We start from the raw sequence: 17,224 nt of genomic DNA, 5'->3' as shown, positions 1-17,224 counted from the left end.
GATGGCGCCATCGAGCCCCCAGGGGTGAGGGCGCTTTGCTTGCGAAGCACTGCTTCGCAAGCGCCCGAACGCACAGCCGCCAGCGGCTGGGCCGGTCTGGGGGTTTACGGCGTGTCCTGCAAACCCACACCGCCCCGCCATTCCACGGAATGCCCGCTTTTGATGTTGATGTTGCCTCGGCGGGTGCCGGGCGCAGCCCGGCAAAATCCCTCTACCGGAAGATCACCGTGGCCTCGGTGCCCTTGCCCGGCTCGCTGGCCAGGCTGACCTTCCAGCCGAAGCGGTCGCACAGCCGGCGCACGATCGACAGGCCCAGGCCGGTGCCCTGCGGACGGCTCGGCTCGGCGCGGTAGAACGGTTCAAACGCGCGCGACAGCGCCTCGGCGGACATGCCGATGCCGGTATCGCGCACCACCACCCGGTCATTGAGCACGTGCACGTCGATACGCCCTTCGTCGGTGTAGCTGCAGGCATTGCGCACCAGGTTGCTGACCACCACCTGCAGCACCCGCGGCGGTGCGTGCAGCTGTACCGGGCCTTCGCCGTGCAGGTGCACCGATACGGGCCGGTTGCCCAGCAGCTCGTTGGCGTTGTCCACCTCGTAGCGGACGATGTCGTTGACGTCGAACAGCTCGATCTGCGGTTCGACATCGGCCTCGCGGGCCAGGATCAGGAACGCATCGATCACCGCCTCCATGTCACGGCCTGCACGCTGGATGCGCTGCAGGCTGCGGCGCAGGCGCGGCTGCAGGGTTTCATCGCCAAGGGCCATGTCGCTGGCCACGCGGATGACGGTCAACGGCGTGCGCAGCTCATGGCTGGCATCACGGGTGAAGTTGCGCTCGCGCGCCACGTGCGCGCTGACCCGGTTGGCCAGCGAATGCAGTGCGGCCGCCAGCTGGCGGGTCTCGCCCTGCATGTCCGCCGGCAGCTTGTTCGGCTCCAGATCGGCCGCTTCGGGGTGGCCCGGGTCCCAGCGCGAGACGCGCCGCGCCAGCCAGTTCACCGGCGACACCAGTCGCTTGGAGGCACGGTAGGTGACCCAGCTGGCGCCATACACCGCCAACAGGGTCAGCAGCACCGGCACGATGCCGAACCAGAACGCCAGCATCTCCGCGCGCGAGCGCAGGAACACCAGGTACAGGCGACCGGCAGGGCGCACGTCGACCAGCACCAGCTGGTCGTCCTGGGGCAGCTCGTGGAAGCCAGGCTCCAGGGTGCGCAGGTTGGCCGGCAATGACAGTGCCGACTGCCCGCTTTCCAGCAGGTAGCCGCGGATGTTGTGGGTGTTGGGCGGCGGCTGCACCGGCGACGCCTCGTGCAGCGTCCAGTAATAGGCCGCTTCCTCGCGCAGGGCGGCGCCGACCAGGCTGTGCTTGATCACCAGCGAGACCAGCCAGGCACCGAGCAGGATGCCCAGGCTGGCCAGGACTGCCTGCAGGATGAAGGCGATACGGATCTTGCGCGGCAGGCCGTGCGGCATTGCGGGGTCCCGGTCAGAGCGCTGCGATTATAGGCAGCGCGCTGCGCCGTAGTCGTGCACGGACGCTGACCGGCGGCAGCGCCGGCCGGTCATCCGTGCCCGGTGCGGGGTCGTTGCCCGGCCGGGCCTGATGCTGCACAGGCCGGGCCCCGATCAGGCCATCGGCTGGGCAATATCGGCAATGCGATAGCCGGCGCTCTGCACGGTGTGCAGCAGCGGACGGTCGAACGGCTTGTCGATGATCTTGCGCAGGTTGTACAGATGGCTGCGCAGGGTGTCCGAATCCGGCAGGCCATTGCCCCAGATCTCGCGTTCGATCTCCTGGCGGGTGACCACGCGCGGCGATTCGCGCATCAGGATGGTCAGCAGGCGCAGGCCGATCGGCGACAGCTGCAGCTCGGTACCGGCACGGGTAGCCCGCATGCTGACCGGATCGAGCACCAGGTCGGCGACCTTCAGCACCTCCGAACCGACCTGGCGGCGTTCGCGACGGATCAGCGCGCGCAGGCGGGCTTCCAGCTCCTGGATCGCGAACGGCTTGGTCAGGTAGTCATCGGCACCGAACCCGAGGCCGGTGAGCTTGTCGTCCAGCGTGTCGCGTGCCGTGAGCATCAGCACCGGCGTGGACTTGCGCGCATCGTTGCGCAGGCGACGGCACACTTCGATGCCATCCAGGCGCGGCAACATGAGATCGAGCACCACGACGTCATAGCTGTTCTCCGCCGCGAGGCGGTAGCCATCCAGGCCGTCCTGTGCATAGTCGACTTCGAAGCCGCGACCTTCCAGGTATTCCCCGATCATCTCGGAGATGTTGCGGTTGTCTTCGACCACCAGCACCAAGCCGGAGGTCTCCTTCGTCTGACGCATGTGATTCCCTCTAACTTCAGCTTTGTGAAACATGCCGGATCGACGGTGGACGCGATGTGAAGTTCCGTCAAGAGGTACACAAACGGTTCAGAGCAGCGGCCTGAGCAGCGGCCAGACGTTGTCCAGCACCTTCGGCTGCGCCTGCGCAGTGGGGTGCAGGCCGTCGCCCTGCATCATGCCCGGCTGCAGGGCCACGCCCTCCAGCAGGAACGGCAGCAGCGGCACCTTGTACTGCGTGGCCAGCGCCTTGTAGGCCGCGGCCAAGCGCTGGCGGTAGGCCGGTCCGTAGTTGGGCGGCACGTCGATGCCCAGCAGCAGCACCTTGGCACCGGCCTTCTGGCTGGCCTGCACCATTTTTTCCAGGTTGCCCTGCACCTGCGCCGGGGTCAGCCCGCGCAGCGCGTCATTGCCGCCCAGCGCGATCACCACCACGGTCGGCTTCTCCCTGGCCAGCAGGCCCGGCAGGCGGGTCAGCGCGCCGGCGGTGGTTTCCCCGCTCATGCTGGCGTTGACGATGCGCGCCGGGGTTTTCGACTGCTGCCTGACCCGCTGTTGCAGCAAGCTGACCCAGCCGGCGTCGGCAGGGATATTGTGGGCGGCACTGAGGCTGTCGCCGAGCACCAGCACGGTGCCGGCCGGACCTTTGGCACAGGCCAGCCCCGGCAACAGCAGGAACCCTAGCAGCAGCACCATCATCGCGCCGGCTCGCCGGCTCCATCCCGTCTTGCACATTGGAGTCTCCTCATCGACAGCCTGTCCCCCCGCAGCGCGCCCGTCGCCATCGCCGTCGACCAGGTCGGCAAATCCGTGCAGGGCCCGGAGGGTGAAGTCCACATACTGGACAACATCACCCTGACCGTCCATGAAGGCACCAGCGCGGCCATCGTCGGCGCATCCGGTTCGGGCAAGACCACCCTGCTCGGCCTGCTGGCCGGGCTGGACCTGCCCAGTCGGGGCCGCATTGCGCTGTCGGGCCAGGACCTGGGCGACCTCGATGAAGAGGCGCGGGCCCAGCTGCGCGCGCGCGAGGTTGGCTTCGTGTTCCAGAGCTTCCACCTGCTGCCGGCGCTGACCGCCGCCGAGAACGTCGCGTTGCCACTGGAACTCGCCGGGCGCGAGGATCGCACGCGGGTCGATGAAGTGCTGGCGCAGGTCGGCCTCTCCCATCGCGCCCGCCACTACCCGCGCCAGCTGTCCGGTGGCGAGCAGCAGCGCGTGGCACTGGCGCGTGCCTTCGTCACCCGGCCGCGCATCCTGTTCGCCGACGAACCGACGGGATCGCTGGACCATGCCACCGGCCAGCACGTCAGCGATCTGCTGTTCGAACTCAACGCCGGCAGCGGCACTACCCTGGTACTGGTCACCCACGACATGCGCCTGGCGCAGCGTTGCCAGTACATCCATCGTATCGACGACGGCCGCCTGCTGCCGGTTGAGCGCGGAGCCCAGGCATGAACCTGCTGCGGCACGCGTGGCGCGCGCTGCGTCGCGAGGCGCTGGCCGGCGACCTGCTCACCGTGTTCGCCGCACTGGTGCTGGGCGTGGCGGTGATGACCGCGGTGGGCACGCTGGTGAACCGGGTCAACCTGGCGCTGACCGGCAGCGCGGCGGAAATGCTCGGTGGCGATCTCGGCATCGCCGGGCGTGATGACCCGCCGCAGGCATTCGCCGACGAGGCACAACGGCGTGGACTGGCCTACACCCGCATCGCCAGCTTCGGCAGCGTGCTGTTCCATGGCGAGGCCAGCCAGATGGCGAGCATCAAGGCGGTGCAGGCGGGCTATCCACTGCGCGGCACGCTGCGGGTACGGGCCACGCCCGGCGGTACGTTGATCACCGATGCCGGCATGCCGCCCAAGGGCCAGGCCTATGCCGACCCACGCCTGCTGCAGGGGCTCGGGCTGAAGGCCGGCGATGATCTCGAGTTCGGCGCCGGCACGCTGCGCATCGCCGGCATCATCGAGGCCGAGCCGGACACCGGTGGCGACCTGCTGACGCTGTCCCCCACCCTGCTGGTCAACCGCGCCGATGTGGAAGGCACGGGACTGCTTGGCCCCGGCAGCCGCATCAACTACCGGCTGATGTTTGCAGGACCGCCCGGGCTGGTCGCGTCCCTGCGTGAGTGGCTGCTGCCACAGGTGAAGGGCCTGCGCCTGCTGAGCGTGGATGACACCCAGCGCGGCGTGCGCCAGGCCTTCGACCTGGCCGGGCGCTTCCTCGGCCTGAGCGCGCTGCTGGCGGTACTGCTGGCCGGCGTGGCCACGGCGCTGGCGGCCAACCGCTTCGCCCTGCGCCGCATCGACCAGGTGGCGATCCTGCGCTGCCTGGGTGCGCGCCAGCGCGACATCCTGCTGGGCCTGGCACTGCAACTGCTGATGCTGGCGGTGCCGGCCTGTGCGCTCGGCATCGGCCTGGGCATGGCCGCGCAGGAAGGCCTGGTGCAGGTACTGGGCAGCCTGGTGCCGCAGCGCCTGCCGTTGCCCGAGGCGATGCCTGCGCTGACCGGCGCCGGCATCGGCCTGCTGCTGCTGTTCGGCTTCGGCCTGCCGCCACTGCTGCGCCTGCGTGGGGTGCCGCCGATGCGGGTGCTCAACCGTTCCTTCGCTGCCCTGCCGCCGGCGTCACTGCTGGCCTATGTGGCGGCGCTGGCGGCCAGCCTGCTGCTGGCGGTACAAGTCACCGGCGACCTGAAGCTGGCGTTGTGGGTGCTGGGCGGCCTGGCCACGCTGGCACTGGCCGCCGGCGTGGTCGGCTTCGTGCTGCTGCAGCTGCTGCGCGGCCTGCAGCATCGCCTGCATGGCCACTGGCGACTGGGCCTGGCCGCACTGACCCGGCGCCGCCTGCTGGCGGTGATGCAGCTGGTCGGGCTGTCGCTGTCGCTGTGCGCGTTGCTGCTGCTGGCAGTCACCGGCCCCGGCCTGCTGCAGCAGTGGCGCGAACGCCTGCCTGCGGATACGCCGAACTACTTCCTGATCAACATCCAGCCAGAACAGCGCGACAGTGTGCTGGCCGCATTGCGTGGACTGGGCGCCGGCGACGCCAGCATCGAACCGATGGCGACCGGCCGCCTGATCGCGATCAACGGCAAGCCGCCGCTGCGCGTAGACCGCGAGCCAGGACAGGACGGGCAACCGGCCCAGGGCGGCCAGCGCGATGACGATGACGAGAACCGGCCACTGAATTTCAGCTGGCGCAGCACCTTCCCGCCGGCCAATACGCTGGTCAATGGCACCTTCTGGAAAGCCGACAGCACCGCGCCGGAAGCTTCGGTGGAAATCGGCTGGGCCAAGCGTTACGGCGTGTACCCGGGCGATCGCATCACCATTGCAGTGGGCGAGCAGGAACGCGAGTTCACCGTCACCAGCGTGCGCAAGGCCGACTGGAACACCTTCCGGCCGAACTTCTTCGTGTTGCTGAACCCGAATGCGGTGGGCGACACCCCGCACAACCTGCTGTCGGCCTTCCATCTGCCGGCCGGCAAAGCGGCGGGCCTGGGCGAACTGGTACGCGCGCAGCCGAACCTGTCGCTGCTGGACGTGGATGCGGTGATTTCGCAGGTGCGCGATGTGATGGAGCGCGTGGCGCAGGCGGTGCAGCTGGTGATGGTGTTCAGCCTGCTGGCTGGTGTGCTGGTGCTGCTGGCCGCGCTGCAGGCCACCGCCGGCGAGCGTCGCTACGACAGCGCGGTACTACGCACCCTGGGTGCGACCCGGCGCCAACTGCGCGGCGCGGTACTGGTGGAGTTCGGCGCGCTGGGCACGCTGGCGGCGATGCTGGCAGTGGGCGCGGCCGCTGCGATCGGCGTGGCGGTCTCGCAGAAGGTGTTCGAGCTGCCATTGCTGCCGCCGTGGCCAGGGCTGCTGATCGGCGGCGTAGTCGGCATCGGTTTGAGCCTGCTGGCGGGCTGGTGGGGCACGCGGGCGATCCTGCATACGCCGCCGGCATTGGCGCTGCGCGAGGCCTGAGGCGACCGTGACACGCTGCGGGTGGGGCCGGCTGTACGCTGCGCGCCCCACCTAAGCGCATCCACACATGGCGTGGGTCTACTGACGAGTGGCCGGGATGACGGACGCCTGTTGCTGCGCCCAGGCCACGGTCGCGCTCATCGCGCGCTGCACGCCCAGAAGCGTTATGAACAGGCAGAGCTCGTCCTTCTCCTCATTATCCCCTACCCGCTTACGGACTTCGCTGTATTCAGGCGGGCTGTCGAAAATGACGACCCGGATGATGTTGCCGCTGGGCAGGTGCTTGGCGGAGAAGATCGGGTTGGCACCGCGATCCTTAGTGCCATCGACGAAGAACGTGTTGTAGTGCGGGCTGCGGAAGTCTTCAATGCGCAGGCTTGCCGCGTTGATTCCCGTCATGAAGTGGTCGTGGATATGCTGTTCAAGACGATCGTAGACCTGCGGATCAGACAGATAGGTATCGAACATCTGGCGTTCTGGAACGACCATCAGCAAGCCTCATTTCCATGCATTGGAATCGCAAAGACACGAACAACTTCGTAACCGGGAGGGCCATCAGTGCGGCTTTCGCAGAAGCGAAAACCCGCGAGCAGGCCAGCATCTTCGACAACGGAGCGCACGGCGTCGATTTCCGTCGAGGTGTTGCTGCCACTTTCGTGCCAGCGCCGGGCTCCAAATGCGACCCCCTCCGAACCTGGATAGTAGAAAACGTTGGGGAGCAGCACGCCCTCTTCCGCATACAGCTCGAAATCCGTGAAGCTCAATGCCAGAAACATCTTCGCTCCGGCTGGATCGCGTGCGCTGCCGGCAATACGAACGGTCGCCAGAACATGCATGCAGAGACTGAACAGATAAGCCGATGTCCATCGAGGCCCAAGACGCGCGAGCAGCCCGTCTATCCGCTGGGTTCGCGAAACAAGTGCGGCTTCCTCGAAGTCATCGATTTCGAGAAAGAAGCTGTCGATATCATCGCAGGCTTCGCCGGACAACATTTGACTGCACAAGGCGGAAAGCTTCATCTGCGGCGACGTTCAATGACTGCGTGGGCGGCCACCCTACCCCATGCGCAGAAGCCGGAAAGCGGACTCGGACAAAATCCAGCGAAATGCGTCATGTTTATGCGCACAAGGCACCAATCCGTTCGGCGACGCGCGCAGACACCGAATCGCATCACCACCGAAAGCGTGCCGAGCAAGCTCGGCACCTACCAAGAGCACATGGACGGCCCGACAGAGCCACGCCGTGAGTGGATGCGGTTGTGGAGTCGAGCACAGCTCGACTCCACACGTGGCCTCAGTTCGGCGCCTTTTCCACGTACTTGGCGAAGACCTCGTCGATCTGCGCGTCCTTCACCTGTTTGCCGGACTGGATCTCTTCGGCCTGGGTGAACAGCGGGATGATCATCGCCATGCCATCGAGCTTGGTCTTCAGGTGCACGCCCGGGGCCTGGCCGAGGAAGCCGTCCCAGCGCTGGCGCACTTTGGCCCAGTAGCCGGCGGTGGCCTTCCAGTAGGCGCGGGCCGGGGTGAAGTCGACCTCGGTTGTCTTGACGTAGTCGTTGAAGCCGAACTCGCGGGCGATCTCCACCTGGCTGCCGTCGGCGTTGCGCTGCACCTTGGTGTTGAACTGCTCGTGGGTCCAGCCATTGGGCGTGAGCGTGTGGCGGTTGACCACGGCCAGCGCGTTGTAGTCGCTGCGCTTTGTGTATTCACGACGCGGCAGCGGGCGCCAGCTCAGGTCGCTGGTCCAGCTCGGCACATTGTTGGTGTACGTCCATTTGCCGGTGCCACAGTAGCGCGGTGCATCGCTCACTTCATACACGCACTGGGTCCAGGCGCCCTGGTTCACCGCTGCGGGTATGCGGCGTACCTGCCAGGTCTGGTCGGCGCTGAACTCGAAACGGCTGGGCGCTTCGTAGACCCAGTCCTGGCGCCAGTGCTTGGTGATGTGGCCGCTCTTCTCATCGAGCAACAGGTGCTGCAGCACGATGCGCTGCGGGGTGTCCTCGACCACGATGACCACTTCGCTGCCGCCGCTGCGCATCGCCGGCGCACGCTCGTAGCCGGGCTTGAGCAGCACGGTCTCGTCGAACGCGAAGTCGACGGTGTACTCGCCCTGCATGGCGAGGATGCTGTCGTGGTCGCGGGCGATGTCGGAGGGCTGCGCGCTGGCCACGCCGCTGGCAGCGAGCAACAGCATGACGCTGGCTGTCTGGAACTTCATCGGGTCTTCCTTCGGGGTTGCAGGTTCGTTGAGAGGCCTTCCAGGGCCGGCGGGCGTTCCATCAGGAAAGGATCACAGGCGGATCAGCGGCAGGTCGCCGGGAATACGGGGTGTCGGCCGGCGCGCGGCGTCGGCGCAGCAGCAATCGTCGATCGCCAGCTCGCCTTCGGCACCTTCCAACCGAGCGATGCGACGCGCGGTGGCCGCGCCCAGCGAGGACAGGGTCGACAGGCTGGCTGCCAGCGTGCGGCCCTCGTCCGCGGCATGCAGGCGCAGCGTGCACAGGCGCCAGCGCTGGCCACCAAGATGGCCGGCCAGGCGCCGCCACAGGCGTTCGCCGACACTGCCATCTCTGTCGTGCTCCGGGCCCGGCGGCAGCGCCGCGACCAGCCGGTCCCAGGCCAGGAAATCGCTGTCGGGCAGCAGGTACAGGCGCCACACGCAGCGGCCGCGGGTATCAAGGAAACACAGGCTTTCGCGTATGCCCTCGCTGTCCACGCCCTGGCAGGCGTGCACGCGCACCGCCTGGCGCCAGCCACCCAGCTCGTTGCCGTCGGCGTGGTACAGGCACAACACGGTGCCGAGCGTGGCCAGCTGTGCCGGGGTCGGCCAGGCCGCGCTGCCCTGCACGGCGATAGCGTCATTCCTGCGTGCGGACAAGGCGCGGCTCATGAGGTCACCAGGAAACGGCAAGGCTGGCGGAAAGGGTGCGGCCCGGGCTGGTGTAGCGATCCAGCACGCGGCTGGTCGCAGACAGCGTCGAACCCACGTTGGACCAATCGATGTAGCGCTTGTCGCCTAGGTTGAACACGCCGACGTTGAAGGTCGCGCCCGGGGCGAAGTTCCAGTGCGCCATCAGGTCGGCCACGCCGTAGCCGGCCGGGCGGTACACCGTCGCTGCAGTGACGCGGTCCTTGCGCTTGACGAAGGTACCGGCCAGTTCGACGCCCCAGGCGTCGGTGTCGTACATCAGGCCGACGGTGCCGCGCAGCGGGTCGACCGAATCCAGCGGAGTGTCCTCGGTCTTGTTGTCGCCGCGCGACCAGGCCACCGAGCTGCGCAGCGCCCAGCCCTGCAGCGCCGGGTTGATCTGGCCGAAGTCAACGCCAGCCTTCAGTTCGGCACCGTAGATGCGCGCATCGGCGATGTTGCGCGACTGGAACACCATCAGGCCCTGGGCGTTGGTGCCGACCAGCGACTGCGACTCGATGAAATCCTTGTACTCGTTGTAGTAGCCGCTGACGCTGACGTAGGCGGCCGGTGACAGGAAGCGCAGGCCCAGCTCCATGCCATCACTGGTTTCCGGCTTCAGGTCCGGATTGGGGATGGCGGTGTAACCGAAGGCGAAGTTGGTGAAGCCCAGGTTGACGTCGTTGTACGGCGGCGAGCGGAAACCATGCGAGTAGCCGGCGAACAGCGACCATTCGTCGGTGAAGCGATAGACCACGCCCAGCTTCGGCGAGACGCTGGTCTTGGTCAGCCTGGCCACCGCAACGCCGGGATTGTCGTCGGCGAAGATGCTGTCCACTTCCGGCTTCAGCTCGTAGCGATCCACGCGCACGCCCGGCACCAGCGACAGCTTGCCGCCGGCCATGCGCATTTCGTCCTGCGCGTACAGGCCCAGCTCGGTGGTCTTGCTGATCGGGAAATCGCGTACCGGGAAGGCGTCGGGCAGGATGGTGGTGCTGGTCTGGCCATTGGCCAGAACCTGATAGCCGTCGCGCTTCTGGCGGATCTCGGTACGCGCACCTTCGAAGCCGTAGGTCAGCGCGTGTTCGACACTGCCGGTGCTGAACGCCTTGTTGAATTGTGCCTGCAGGCCGTACACGCGCTGGTCGAAGTTGAACTCGCGGTGGCGGCGGCTGCGGTTGGCGCGGTCTTCGTCGGTGATCTGGTGGGTCTCGCTGTGCTGGGTATACAGCTGCCAATGCAGGTTGTCGGCGAAGCCCTTGTCCAGCGCATCCATTTCATGGGCGAACGACACGCGGGTGCGGTTCTGCGTGTCGCGCGCCTTCATGCCGGTGGTGGTGGTGCGGTCGATCGAGGACAGCACGTTGGTATCGGTGTTGTCTTCGTTGCCTTCCACGGTCAGGCGGAAGCGCTGGTCCTCGCTCGGTGCATAGACCAGCTTGGCCAGGCCACTGCGACCGTCGCGGTCCTGCGGGTTGGGCGCGGTACGGGTGTTGTCGAGGCTGCGCACATCGCCCTTGTTGCCGGTTTCCTGGCCCTGGCGATGGTTGATGTTGATCATGCCGCTCCAGTGTTCGCCGCCGAACGCGCCGGTCACGCCGCCGAGCAGGCCCTTCCACTCACCGTCGTAGCCGAACTTCAGGCCGACGTAGCTGTCCTTGCCATCCTTCAGGTAGTCGGCCGGATCCTTGGTGACGAAGGCCACTACACCCCCGAGCGCGTCGGAACCGTACAGCGAACTGGCCGGGCCACGCACGATCTCCACGCGCTTGAGCGTGTCCAGATCGGTGAAGTTGCGGTTGGCGTTGGAGAACGAGCCGATGTTGAAGCTGGTGGGCATGGCGATGCCATCGGTCTGCACGCGCACGCGGTTGCCGTCCAGGCCACGGATGCGGATGCTGCCAAGGCCGAAGCGCGCGGCGCTGCGGCTGACCGACAGGCCCGGCTCGTAGCGCAGCAGATCCTTGATGTCCTGCACCAGGTGCCGGTCCATCTGCTCGCGGTCGATGACATCGACGGTGGCCGCCACGTCACTCACTGCCCGCTCGGTGCGGGTGGCGGTGACCTGCACGCGGTCGAAGTCGCGCGCATCGGGCGCGGCGGTGGCCGCGGCGGCAGCATGGGCGGACAGCGGGAGGGCCATCCAGACGGCGAGGCAAAGGGCGGTAGGGCGGGTCATCGGGTTCGTTCGGTCAGGCAGGGGAACCCCCGGTTACCGGCACACCCGGGAGGTGCACGCGGTAGACCGAGGGGGAGAGAGCGGGCGCGGACGGGTCGCCCACCCCGCCGGCGCTGCCGGCAGGAGGGAGGGAGGCGGGCGACCAGGCCGCGGTTACTTGGTCAGGATCAGCTTGTCGTTGCTGGTGTGCCGCAGGCGGTAGAAGCGGTCGCCGTGCTGGATCAGGATTTCACGACGGCCCTTGAGCAGGGCTTCGCTGTCGATCACCTCTTCCGGCGGAACGACACGGACCGGGCGATCGCGGAGGGTCAGCGTTTCGGCGCGCAGCAGTACAGGTTGAGCATTCATGAGCATCTGGACTCGTGCGAGGGACGATTCAAATGATAATGATTCTCAGTTGACAATCAACAACCATTCTCAATTTGATTGATGGGATTAATGATCGAATTCGAAAATTCAATAGGTGTCATCAATCAAAAGATGGCGCGGCGCTTTTGTAGAGTCGAGCCATGCTCGACTGCTCCTGGTACCGTCGCCTGGAAACGCACGCGCTGCGCGCGGAGTCGAGCATGGCTCGACTCTACAAAGACCTGGTCAATCTGAAGTCCAGCATGGCTCGACTCTACAAAGGGCTGTCAGCCGAAGGCGGCTTCGATCTCGGCCCAGCCGGCCGCATCCACCTGCTCCAGCACGTCCAGTGCCTGCAGGTTCTGCAGCAGCTGCTCCACCCGGCTGGCGCCGAGGATCACGCTGGAGACGTTCGGATTGCGCAGGCACCAGGCAATCGCCAGCGTGGCCGGGGCGTGGCCCAGCTCACGCGCTGCTTCGCTGAAGCGGCGCACCTGGGCCAGGCGGGCCTCGGAGTCGTCACCCAGCACCAGCGCCTGCAGCCATTCCATGCCCTCGCGGCCCAGCCGCGCATCGGCCGGAATGCCCTGGTCGTACTTGCCGGTCAGCAGGCCCGAGGCCAGCGGCGAGAAGATGGTGGTGCCCAGGCCGGCACCGGCATACAGCGGCGCATACTCGACCTCGACGCGTTCGCGGTGCAGCAGGTTGTACTGCGGCTGCTCCATCGACGGGCCCTGCAGGTTGCGTGCTTCGGCGATGTCCAGCGCCTGCTGGATCTGCACCGCCGACCACTCCGAGGTCCCCCAGTAGAGGATCTTGCCCTGCCGCACCAGGGTATCCATGGCATGCACGGTCTCGGCGATCGGCGCGTCCGGATCCGGGCGATGGCAGTAATAAAGGTCCAGGTAGTCCACCCGCAGGCGCTTGAGCGCGGCATGGCAGGCGTCGGTCACATGCTTGCGCGACAGGCCGCGCTGGGTCGGCCGTGGGTCCCTGGCGCTGCCGAAGAACACCTTGCTGGAGACACAGATGCCGTCGCGCGGCAGGCGCAGGTCGGCGATCACATCGCCCATCACCTGTTCGGCGCGGCCGTTGGCATAGCCCTCGGCGTTGTCGAAGAAGTTGACGCCGTGGTCCCAGGCGGCAGCCACCAGGTTGCGGGCCTCGTCGCGTGGGATCTGGTCACCGAAGGTCACCCAGGCGCCGAAGGACAGGGCGGAAATCGGCAGGCCGGTGGAGCCCAGGCGGCGGTATTGCATGCGAATCTCCTGCTGCGGGCCCGCATCCGGGCCGGGATCGAGCCCCATTCTACCTGCCGCCGCCGGCCGCAAGCCCTTGCCGTTGCTGGCCTGATCGGTACCGATGGGCGCGCGCACGCTGCTTTTTCTTGCCCCGGCCCCTGCCCTGCACTAGGCTTCCCGTTTTTCGCGACGCCCCAGGGGAGTCACTCACATGGTCGAAGGTTTGGGCAGGATCGGCTTCGGCCTGTTCGGGTTGGCGGTGCTGATCGGCATCACCTGGTTGTTTTCCAACAACAAGCGTGCGGTTGACTGGAAGCTGGTTGCCACCGGTATCACCCTGCAGATCGCCTTCGCGGCGCTGGTGATCCTGGTGCCGGGCGGGCGCGACGTGTTCGATGCGCTGGGCAAGGGCTTCGTCAAGGTCCTGAGCTTCGTCAACGAGGGTTCGGGCTTCATCTTCGGCTCGTTGATGGACACCAAGAACTACGGTTTCATTTTCGCCTTCCAGGTGCTGCCGACCATCATCTTCTTCTCGGCGCTGATGGGGGTCATGTACCACCTCAACGTCATGCAGGCGATCGTGCGCGTGATGGCCTGGTCGATCACCAAGGTGATGCGCGTGTCCGGCGCGGAAACCACCAGCGTCTGCGCCAGCGTCTTCATCGGCCAGACCGAGGCGCCGCTGACCGTGCGCCCGTACATCGCCAGGATGACCCAGTCCGAGCTGCTGACCATGATGATCGGCGGCATGGCCCACATCGCCGGCGGCGTGCTGGCGGCCTACGTGGGCATGCTCGGCGGTGGCGACCCGGTGCAGCAGGCCTTCTACGCCAAGCACCTGCTGGCGGCGAGCATCATGGCCGCACCGGCCACCCTGGTCGTGGCCAAGCTGCTGATTCCGGAAACCGGCACCCCGCTGACCCGCGGCACGGTGAAGATGGAAGTCGAGAAGACCTCCAGCAACATCATCGACGCGGCCGCTGCCGGTGCCGGTGACGGCCTGAAGCTGGCGCTGAACATCGGCGCGATGCTGCTGGCCTTCATCGCCCTGATCGCGCTGCTGAATGCCCCGCTGACCTGGATCGGCGATGTGACCGGCCTGGCCGCTGCCATCGGCAAGCCGACCAACCTGTCGACCATCTTCGGTTACGTGCTGGCCCCGATTGCCTGGGTGATCGGTACCCCGTGGGCTGATGCCACCACCGTCGGTTCGCTGATCGGCCAGAAGGTCGTGATCAACGAGTTCGTGGCCTACACCGAGCTGTCGCAGATCGTGAACGGCCAGGTGGCGGGCGTGAGCCTGTCCGACGAAGGTCGCCTGATCGCCACCTACGCGCTGTGCGGCTTTGCCAACTTCAGCTCGATCGCGATCCAGATTGGCGGCATCGGCGGCCTGGCGCCGGAACGTCGCCACGATCTGGCCAAGTTCGGCCTGCGCGCGGTGTTGGGCGGTACCATTGCCACCTTCATGACGGCGACCATCGCCGGCGTGCTGACGCACTTCAGTTGAACCCCTGGTTGAGAAAAGATTTCCTATGAGCAGCAGTGTCGTTGTCGTCGGTTCCTTCAATGTCGATCACGTGTGGCGGTGCGAGTCGCTGCCGGCACCGGGTGCGACCATTGCCGGCCGCTACAGCACCGGCCCCGGTGGCAAGGGCTTCAACCAGGCGGTCGCGGCCTGCCGCGCCGGCGCCGACACGCACTTCGTGTGCGCGCTGGGCGATGACGCCGGTGGCGCCACCGCGCGCGAACTGGCCGCGCAGGATGGCTTCGGCCTGATTGCCGAAGCCAGCAGCGAGCCGACCGGCACTGCGGGCATCTATGTGGACGCGCGCGGCCGTAACACCATCGTGATCGGCCCGGGCGCCAACGCCGCGCTCAGCACCGACTTCCTGCAACAGCAGCAGGCATTGCTGACCGGCGCCAAGGTGGTGCTGGTACAGCTGGAATCGCCGGTGCAGACCATCGAAGCGGCACTGGCCACGGCCCGCGAAGCCGGTGTCACCACCGTGCTCAACACCGCACCGGCCGACGCGCCCTCGACCATCGGCCTGCTCAAGCTGGCCGATGTGATCACCCCGAACGAGACCGAGTTCGCCGCCCTGCTCGGCCGCCATGTCGGTGAGCGCGTGGATGCCAACGATGTCGCCGCGCTGGATGGCGCCAGCCTGCATGCGCTGTGCCGCAAGCTGGTCGGCAACGGTACCGTGGTGGTGACCCTGGGTTCGGTGGGCGTGTTCGTCTCGCATGCCGACGAGAACCTGCGCGGCGATACCCAGCCGTACTACCGCGTCGGCGCCGAGCAGGTGCAGGCCATCGACACCACCGGTGCCGGTGATGCCTTCAACGGTGCGCTGGCCGCGTCGCTGGCGCAGGTGGCCGACGCCCCGTTCGCCCGCCACGTGCGCTTTGCCAACCAGTTCGCCGGTCGCTCGACCGAGAAGGAAGGCGCTGCAGCGGCGATGCCGCGCTTCACCCCGGCCGACGCCGAAGCCAAGTAATTCCACGCCACGCGTGGATGACGAGGTCCGGGTGCACAGGCACCTGGGCCCTTCTTTTGCCCATTACCCGGTCCCTGCGACTGCCTGTCGCATTGTCCACATCCTGCCCCTCGCCCACCATCCGCGCAGCTTCCTTGCACGGGCAGGACATGGACGGATTCCCCTGGTTGCTGGTCGCGGCCGCAGGCAGTGCCGCCGCGGCGCTGCTGCATATCGGCTGCATCGCCTTCGGCGCCGCGTGGTACAGATACTTCGGTGCCGGCCAGCGCGTGGTCCGGCTCGCGCATGCGGGGCACTGGTGGCCACCGCTGATGACCGCCGGCATCACTGCCGTGCTGGTGGCCTGGACCCTGTACGCACTGGCCGCCGCGGGCTGGCATTCGCCACTGCCGGCCAGTCGCCTGGTCCTGCCCGCCATCGCTGCCTTGCTGCTGCTGCGCGCCGCAATGGGCTTCGGCCTGGCGCTGTTCCGGCCGGGGTACAACGGCCGGCGCTTCTGGGTGGTCAGTTCGCTGGTCTGCCTGGGCCTGGGGCTGGCCTTCGCCCTGGGTACCCGCCAGGCCTGGCAAAGCCTGGGTTAGCCGCCCACCATCGCCCGCCCCTGGGGGCGACGGAAGCAACCGTCAAGCATCTGCTGATGCCGGTACGGCATGAGGTCGGTGCCGATCGGCCTGAACCCGGGGCCGGCCGACACCGCCCAGGCCGCGCCCGCGCTCTACAATGGGCGCATGCAGATCGGCCCGTACACCATTGCCCCCAACGTCGTGCTGGCGCCCATGGCCGGCGTCACCGACAAGCCCTTCCGCCTGCTGTGCAAACGGCTGGGCGCGGGACTGGCCGCCTCGGAAATGACCATCAGCGACCCGCGCTTCTGGAACACGCGCAAGTCGATCCATCGCATGGACCATGACGGCGAACCGGCACCGATCAGCGTACAGATCGCCGGCACCGAGCCGCAGCAGCTGGCCGAAGCCGCTCGCTACAACGTCGACCACGGCGCGCAGATCATCGACATCAACATGGGCTGCCCGGCCAAGAAGGTGTGCAACGCCTGGGCCGGCTCGGCGCTGATGCGCGACGAGCAGCTGGTGGCGCGCATCCTCGAAGCCGTGGTCAACGCGGTGGACGTGCCGGTCACGCTGAAGATCCGTACTGGCTGGGATTGCGACCACCGCAATGGCCCGGTCATTGCCCGCATTGCCGAAAACAGCGGCATCGCCGCGCTGGCCGTGCACGGCCGCACCCGCGACCAGCATTACACCGGCCAGGCCGAATACAGCACCATTGCCGAGATCAAGGCCGCGCTGCGCATTCCGGTGATCGCCAATGGCGATATCGATTCGCCGCAGAAGGCCGCCTACGTGCTGCAGCAGACCGGCGTGGATGCGGTGATGATCGGCCGCTCGGCGCAGGGCCGGCCGTGGATCTTCCGCGAAGTGGCGCATTACCTGGCCACCGGCGAGGAACTTCCGCCGCCATCGCTGGCGGAAGTGCGCGACATCCTGCTCGGCCACCTGCATGCGCTGCACGCGTTCTACGGCGAACCGCAGGGCGTGCGCATAGCGCGCAAGCACCTGGGGTGGTATGCCAGGGACCGGCCGGAGAATGCCGCTTTCCGTGCGGTGGTCAACCGTGCCGAAGACCCCCAGAGCCAGATCGCGCTGACCACCGAGTACTTCGACCGCCTGATCGCCGGGGAACCGGCGCTGCCTTCGGCCGCCTGACCG

General features: G+C 67.2%; 16 protein-coding genes. 6 read left to right on the top strand and 10 right to left on the bottom strand.

Annotation, left to right across the window (positions count from 1 at the left end; all coding sequences use genetic code 11):
- Positions 1-211: 211 nt before the first annotated feature.
- From ACM0PK_RS10695 to ACM0PK_RS10685, 3 genes are all read right to left on the bottom strand, one after another.
- The gene (locus tag ACM0PK_RS10695) at positions 212-1,483 is read right to left on the bottom strand and encodes a sensor histidine kinase (RefSeq protein WP_005415333.1); all 1,272 of its coding nucleotides are present in this window, start codon (positions 1,481-1,483) and stop codon (positions 212-214) included.
- 153 nt (positions 1,484-1,636) lie between these two features.
- Positions 1,637-2,350: a response regulator transcription factor gene (locus ACM0PK_RS10690; protein WP_002811889.1), complete on the bottom strand. Its 714-nt coding sequence runs from the start codon at positions 2,348-2,350 to the stop codon at positions 1,637-1,639.
- Between the two features lie 87 nt (positions 2,351-2,437).
- Positions 2,438-3,082, bottom strand: a complete 645-nt coding sequence (locus tag ACM0PK_RS10685) for an arylesterase (protein WP_134972583.1) — start codon at positions 3,080-3,082, stop codon at positions 2,438-2,440.
- A 75-nt stretch (positions 3,083-3,157) separates the two neighbouring features.
- Between ACM0PK_RS10685 and ACM0PK_RS10680 the strand changes: the two genes are divergently transcribed.
- Together ACM0PK_RS10680 and ACM0PK_RS10675 are read left to right on the top strand one after the other, a co-directional pair.
- A complete protein-coding gene (locus tag ACM0PK_RS10680; RefSeq protein WP_005415330.1) occupies positions 3,158-3,805 on the top strand; it encodes an ABC transporter ATP-binding protein in 648 nt (215 codons plus the stop codon).
- The gene (locus ACM0PK_RS10675; protein WP_414608011.1) at positions 3,802-6,315 is read left to right on the top strand and encodes an ABC transporter permease; all 2,514 of its coding nucleotides are present in this window, start codon (positions 3,802-3,804) and stop codon (positions 6,313-6,315) included. Before ACM0PK_RS10680 ends, ACM0PK_RS10675 begins: the two co-directional genes overlap by 4 nt.
- A 78-nt stretch (positions 6,316-6,393) precedes the next feature.
- On the opposite strand, the gene ACM0PK_RS10670 is transcribed toward ACM0PK_RS10675, so the two are convergent.
- The 7 genes from ACM0PK_RS10670 to ACM0PK_RS10640 form a co-directional block, all read right to left on the bottom strand.
- Positions 6,394-6,810 carry a hypothetical protein gene (locus ACM0PK_RS10670; protein WP_141239400.1) on the bottom strand — a complete coding sequence of 139 codons (417 nt, stop codon included), beginning with the start codon at positions 6,808-6,810 and terminating at the stop codon, positions 6,394-6,396.
- Entirely contained in the window at positions 6,804-7,334 is a 531-nt protein-coding gene (locus ACM0PK_RS10665) for a hypothetical protein (RefSeq protein ID WP_021203454.1), read from the bottom strand. Before ACM0PK_RS10665 ends, ACM0PK_RS10670 begins: the two co-directional genes overlap by 7 nt.
- Before the next feature lie 274 nt (positions 7,335-7,608).
- On the bottom strand, positions 7,609-8,538 hold the full coding sequence (locus tag ACM0PK_RS10660) for a DUF6607 family protein (protein ID WP_005415326.1): 930 nt from the start codon (positions 8,536-8,538) through the stop codon (positions 7,609-7,611).
- Positions 8,539-8,610: 72 nt separating this feature from the next.
- A complete protein-coding gene (locus ACM0PK_RS10655; protein ID WP_065178741.1) occupies positions 8,611-9,210 on the bottom strand; it encodes a ChuX/HutX family heme-like substrate-binding protein in 600 nt (199 codons plus the stop codon).
- A 4-nt stretch (positions 9,211-9,214) separates the two neighbouring features.
- Positions 9,215-11,407, bottom strand: a complete 2,193-nt coding sequence (locus tag ACM0PK_RS10650; RefSeq protein ID WP_414608012.1) for a TonB-dependent hemoglobin/transferrin/lactoferrin family receptor — start codon at positions 11,405-11,407, stop codon at positions 9,215-9,217.
- Between the two features lie 153 nt (positions 11,408-11,560).
- Positions 11,561-11,755, bottom strand: a complete 195-nt coding sequence (gene hemP, locus ACM0PK_RS10645; RefSeq protein WP_134972417.1) for a hemin uptake protein HemP — start codon at positions 11,753-11,755, stop codon at positions 11,561-11,563.
- Positions 11,756-12,042: 287 nt separating this feature from the next.
- Positions 12,043-13,014 (bottom strand): aldo/keto reductase, encoded by a 972-nt coding sequence (locus ACM0PK_RS10640; RefSeq protein WP_414608013.1) that lies wholly within the window; start codon positions 13,012-13,014, stop codon positions 12,043-12,045.
- 193 nt (positions 13,015-13,207) lie between these two features.
- On the opposite strand from ACM0PK_RS10640, the gene ACM0PK_RS10635 reads away from it, so the two are divergent.
- From ACM0PK_RS10635 to dusB, 4 genes are all read left to right on the top strand, one after another.
- Positions 13,208-14,506 (top strand): NupC/NupG family nucleoside CNT transporter, encoded by a 1,299-nt coding sequence (locus ACM0PK_RS10635; protein ID WP_072167869.1) that lies wholly within the window; start codon positions 13,208-13,210, stop codon positions 14,504-14,506.
- A gap of 25 nt (positions 14,507-14,531) precedes the next feature.
- On the top strand, positions 14,532-15,497 hold the full coding sequence (locus ACM0PK_RS10630; protein ID WP_010481872.1) for a ribokinase: 966 nt from the start codon (positions 14,532-14,534) through the stop codon (positions 15,495-15,497).
- A gap of 149 nt (positions 15,498-15,646) precedes the next feature.
- Complete coding sequence (locus tag ACM0PK_RS10625; protein WP_134972418.1) at positions 15,647-16,078, top strand: hypothetical protein; 432 nt, start codon at positions 15,647-15,649, stop codon at positions 16,076-16,078.
- Positions 16,079-16,225: 147 nt separating this feature from the next.
- Complete coding sequence (gene dusB, locus ACM0PK_RS10620; RefSeq protein ID WP_111200860.1) at positions 16,226-17,221, top strand: tRNA dihydrouridine synthase DusB; 996 nt, start codon at positions 16,226-16,228, stop codon at positions 17,219-17,221.
- The last annotated feature ends 3 nt before the right edge of the window (positions 17,222-17,224 follow it).

Origin of the sequence: Stenotrophomonas sp. FR010, assembly GCF_047520755.2 — a bacterium.
Classification (GTDB): domain Bacteria; phylum Pseudomonadota; class Gammaproteobacteria; order Xanthomonadales; family Xanthomonadaceae; genus Stenotrophomonas; species Stenotrophomonas sepilia.
This window is presented reverse-complemented; position numbering and strand designations above follow the sequence as displayed.

Excerpts from the sequence above, each read along its gene's own strand:
- ACM0PK_RS10695 (WP_005415333.1), bottom strand. The coding sequence starts at position 1,483 with ATGCCGCACGGCCTGCCGCGCAAGATCCGTATCGCCTTCATCCTGCAG.
- ACM0PK_RS10690 (WP_002811889.1), bottom strand. The coding sequence starts at position 2,350 with ATGCGTCAGACGAAGGAGACCTCCGGCTTGGTGCTGGTGGTCGAAGAC.
- ACM0PK_RS10685 (WP_134972583.1), bottom strand. The coding sequence starts at position 3,082 with ATGTGCAAGACGGGATGGAGCCGGCGAGCCGGCGCGATGATGGTGCTG.
- ACM0PK_RS10675 (WP_414608011.1), top strand. The coding sequence starts at position 3,802 with ATGAACCTGCTGCGGCACGCGTGGCGCGCGCTGCGTCGCGAGGCGCTG.
- ACM0PK_RS10665 (WP_021203454.1), bottom strand. The coding sequence starts at position 7,334 with ATGAAGCTTTCCGCCTTGTGCAGTCAAATGTTGTCCGGCGAAGCCTGC.
- ACM0PK_RS10660 (WP_005415326.1), bottom strand. The coding sequence starts at position 8,538 with ATGAAGTTCCAGACAGCCAGCGTCATGCTGTTGCTCGCTGCCAGCGGC.
- ACM0PK_RS10655 (WP_065178741.1), bottom strand. The coding sequence starts at position 9,210 with ATGAGCCGCGCCTTGTCCGCACGCAGGAATGACGCTATCGCCGTGCAG.
- ACM0PK_RS10650 (WP_414608012.1), bottom strand. The coding sequence starts at position 11,407 with ATGACCCGCCCTACCGCCCTTTGCCTCGCCGTCTGGATGGCCCTCCCG.
- hemP (WP_134972417.1), bottom strand. The coding sequence starts at position 11,755 with ATGAATGCTCAACCTGTACTGCTGCGCGCCGAAACGCTGACCCTCCGC.
- ACM0PK_RS10640 (WP_414608013.1), bottom strand. The coding sequence starts at position 13,014 with ATGCAATACCGCCGCCTGGGCTCCACCGGCCTGCCGATTTCCGCCCTG.
- ACM0PK_RS10635 (WP_072167869.1), top strand. The coding sequence starts at position 13,208 with ATGGTCGAAGGTTTGGGCAGGATCGGCTTCGGCCTGTTCGGGTTGGCG.
- ACM0PK_RS10630 (WP_010481872.1), top strand. The coding sequence starts at position 14,532 with ATGAGCAGCAGTGTCGTTGTCGTCGGTTCCTTCAATGTCGATCACGTG.
- ACM0PK_RS10625 (WP_134972418.1), top strand. The coding sequence starts at position 15,647 with ATGGACGGATTCCCCTGGTTGCTGGTCGCGGCCGCAGGCAGTGCCGCC.
- dusB (WP_111200860.1), top strand. The coding sequence starts at position 16,226 with ATGCAGATCGGCCCGTACACCATTGCCCCCAACGTCGTGCTGGCGCCC.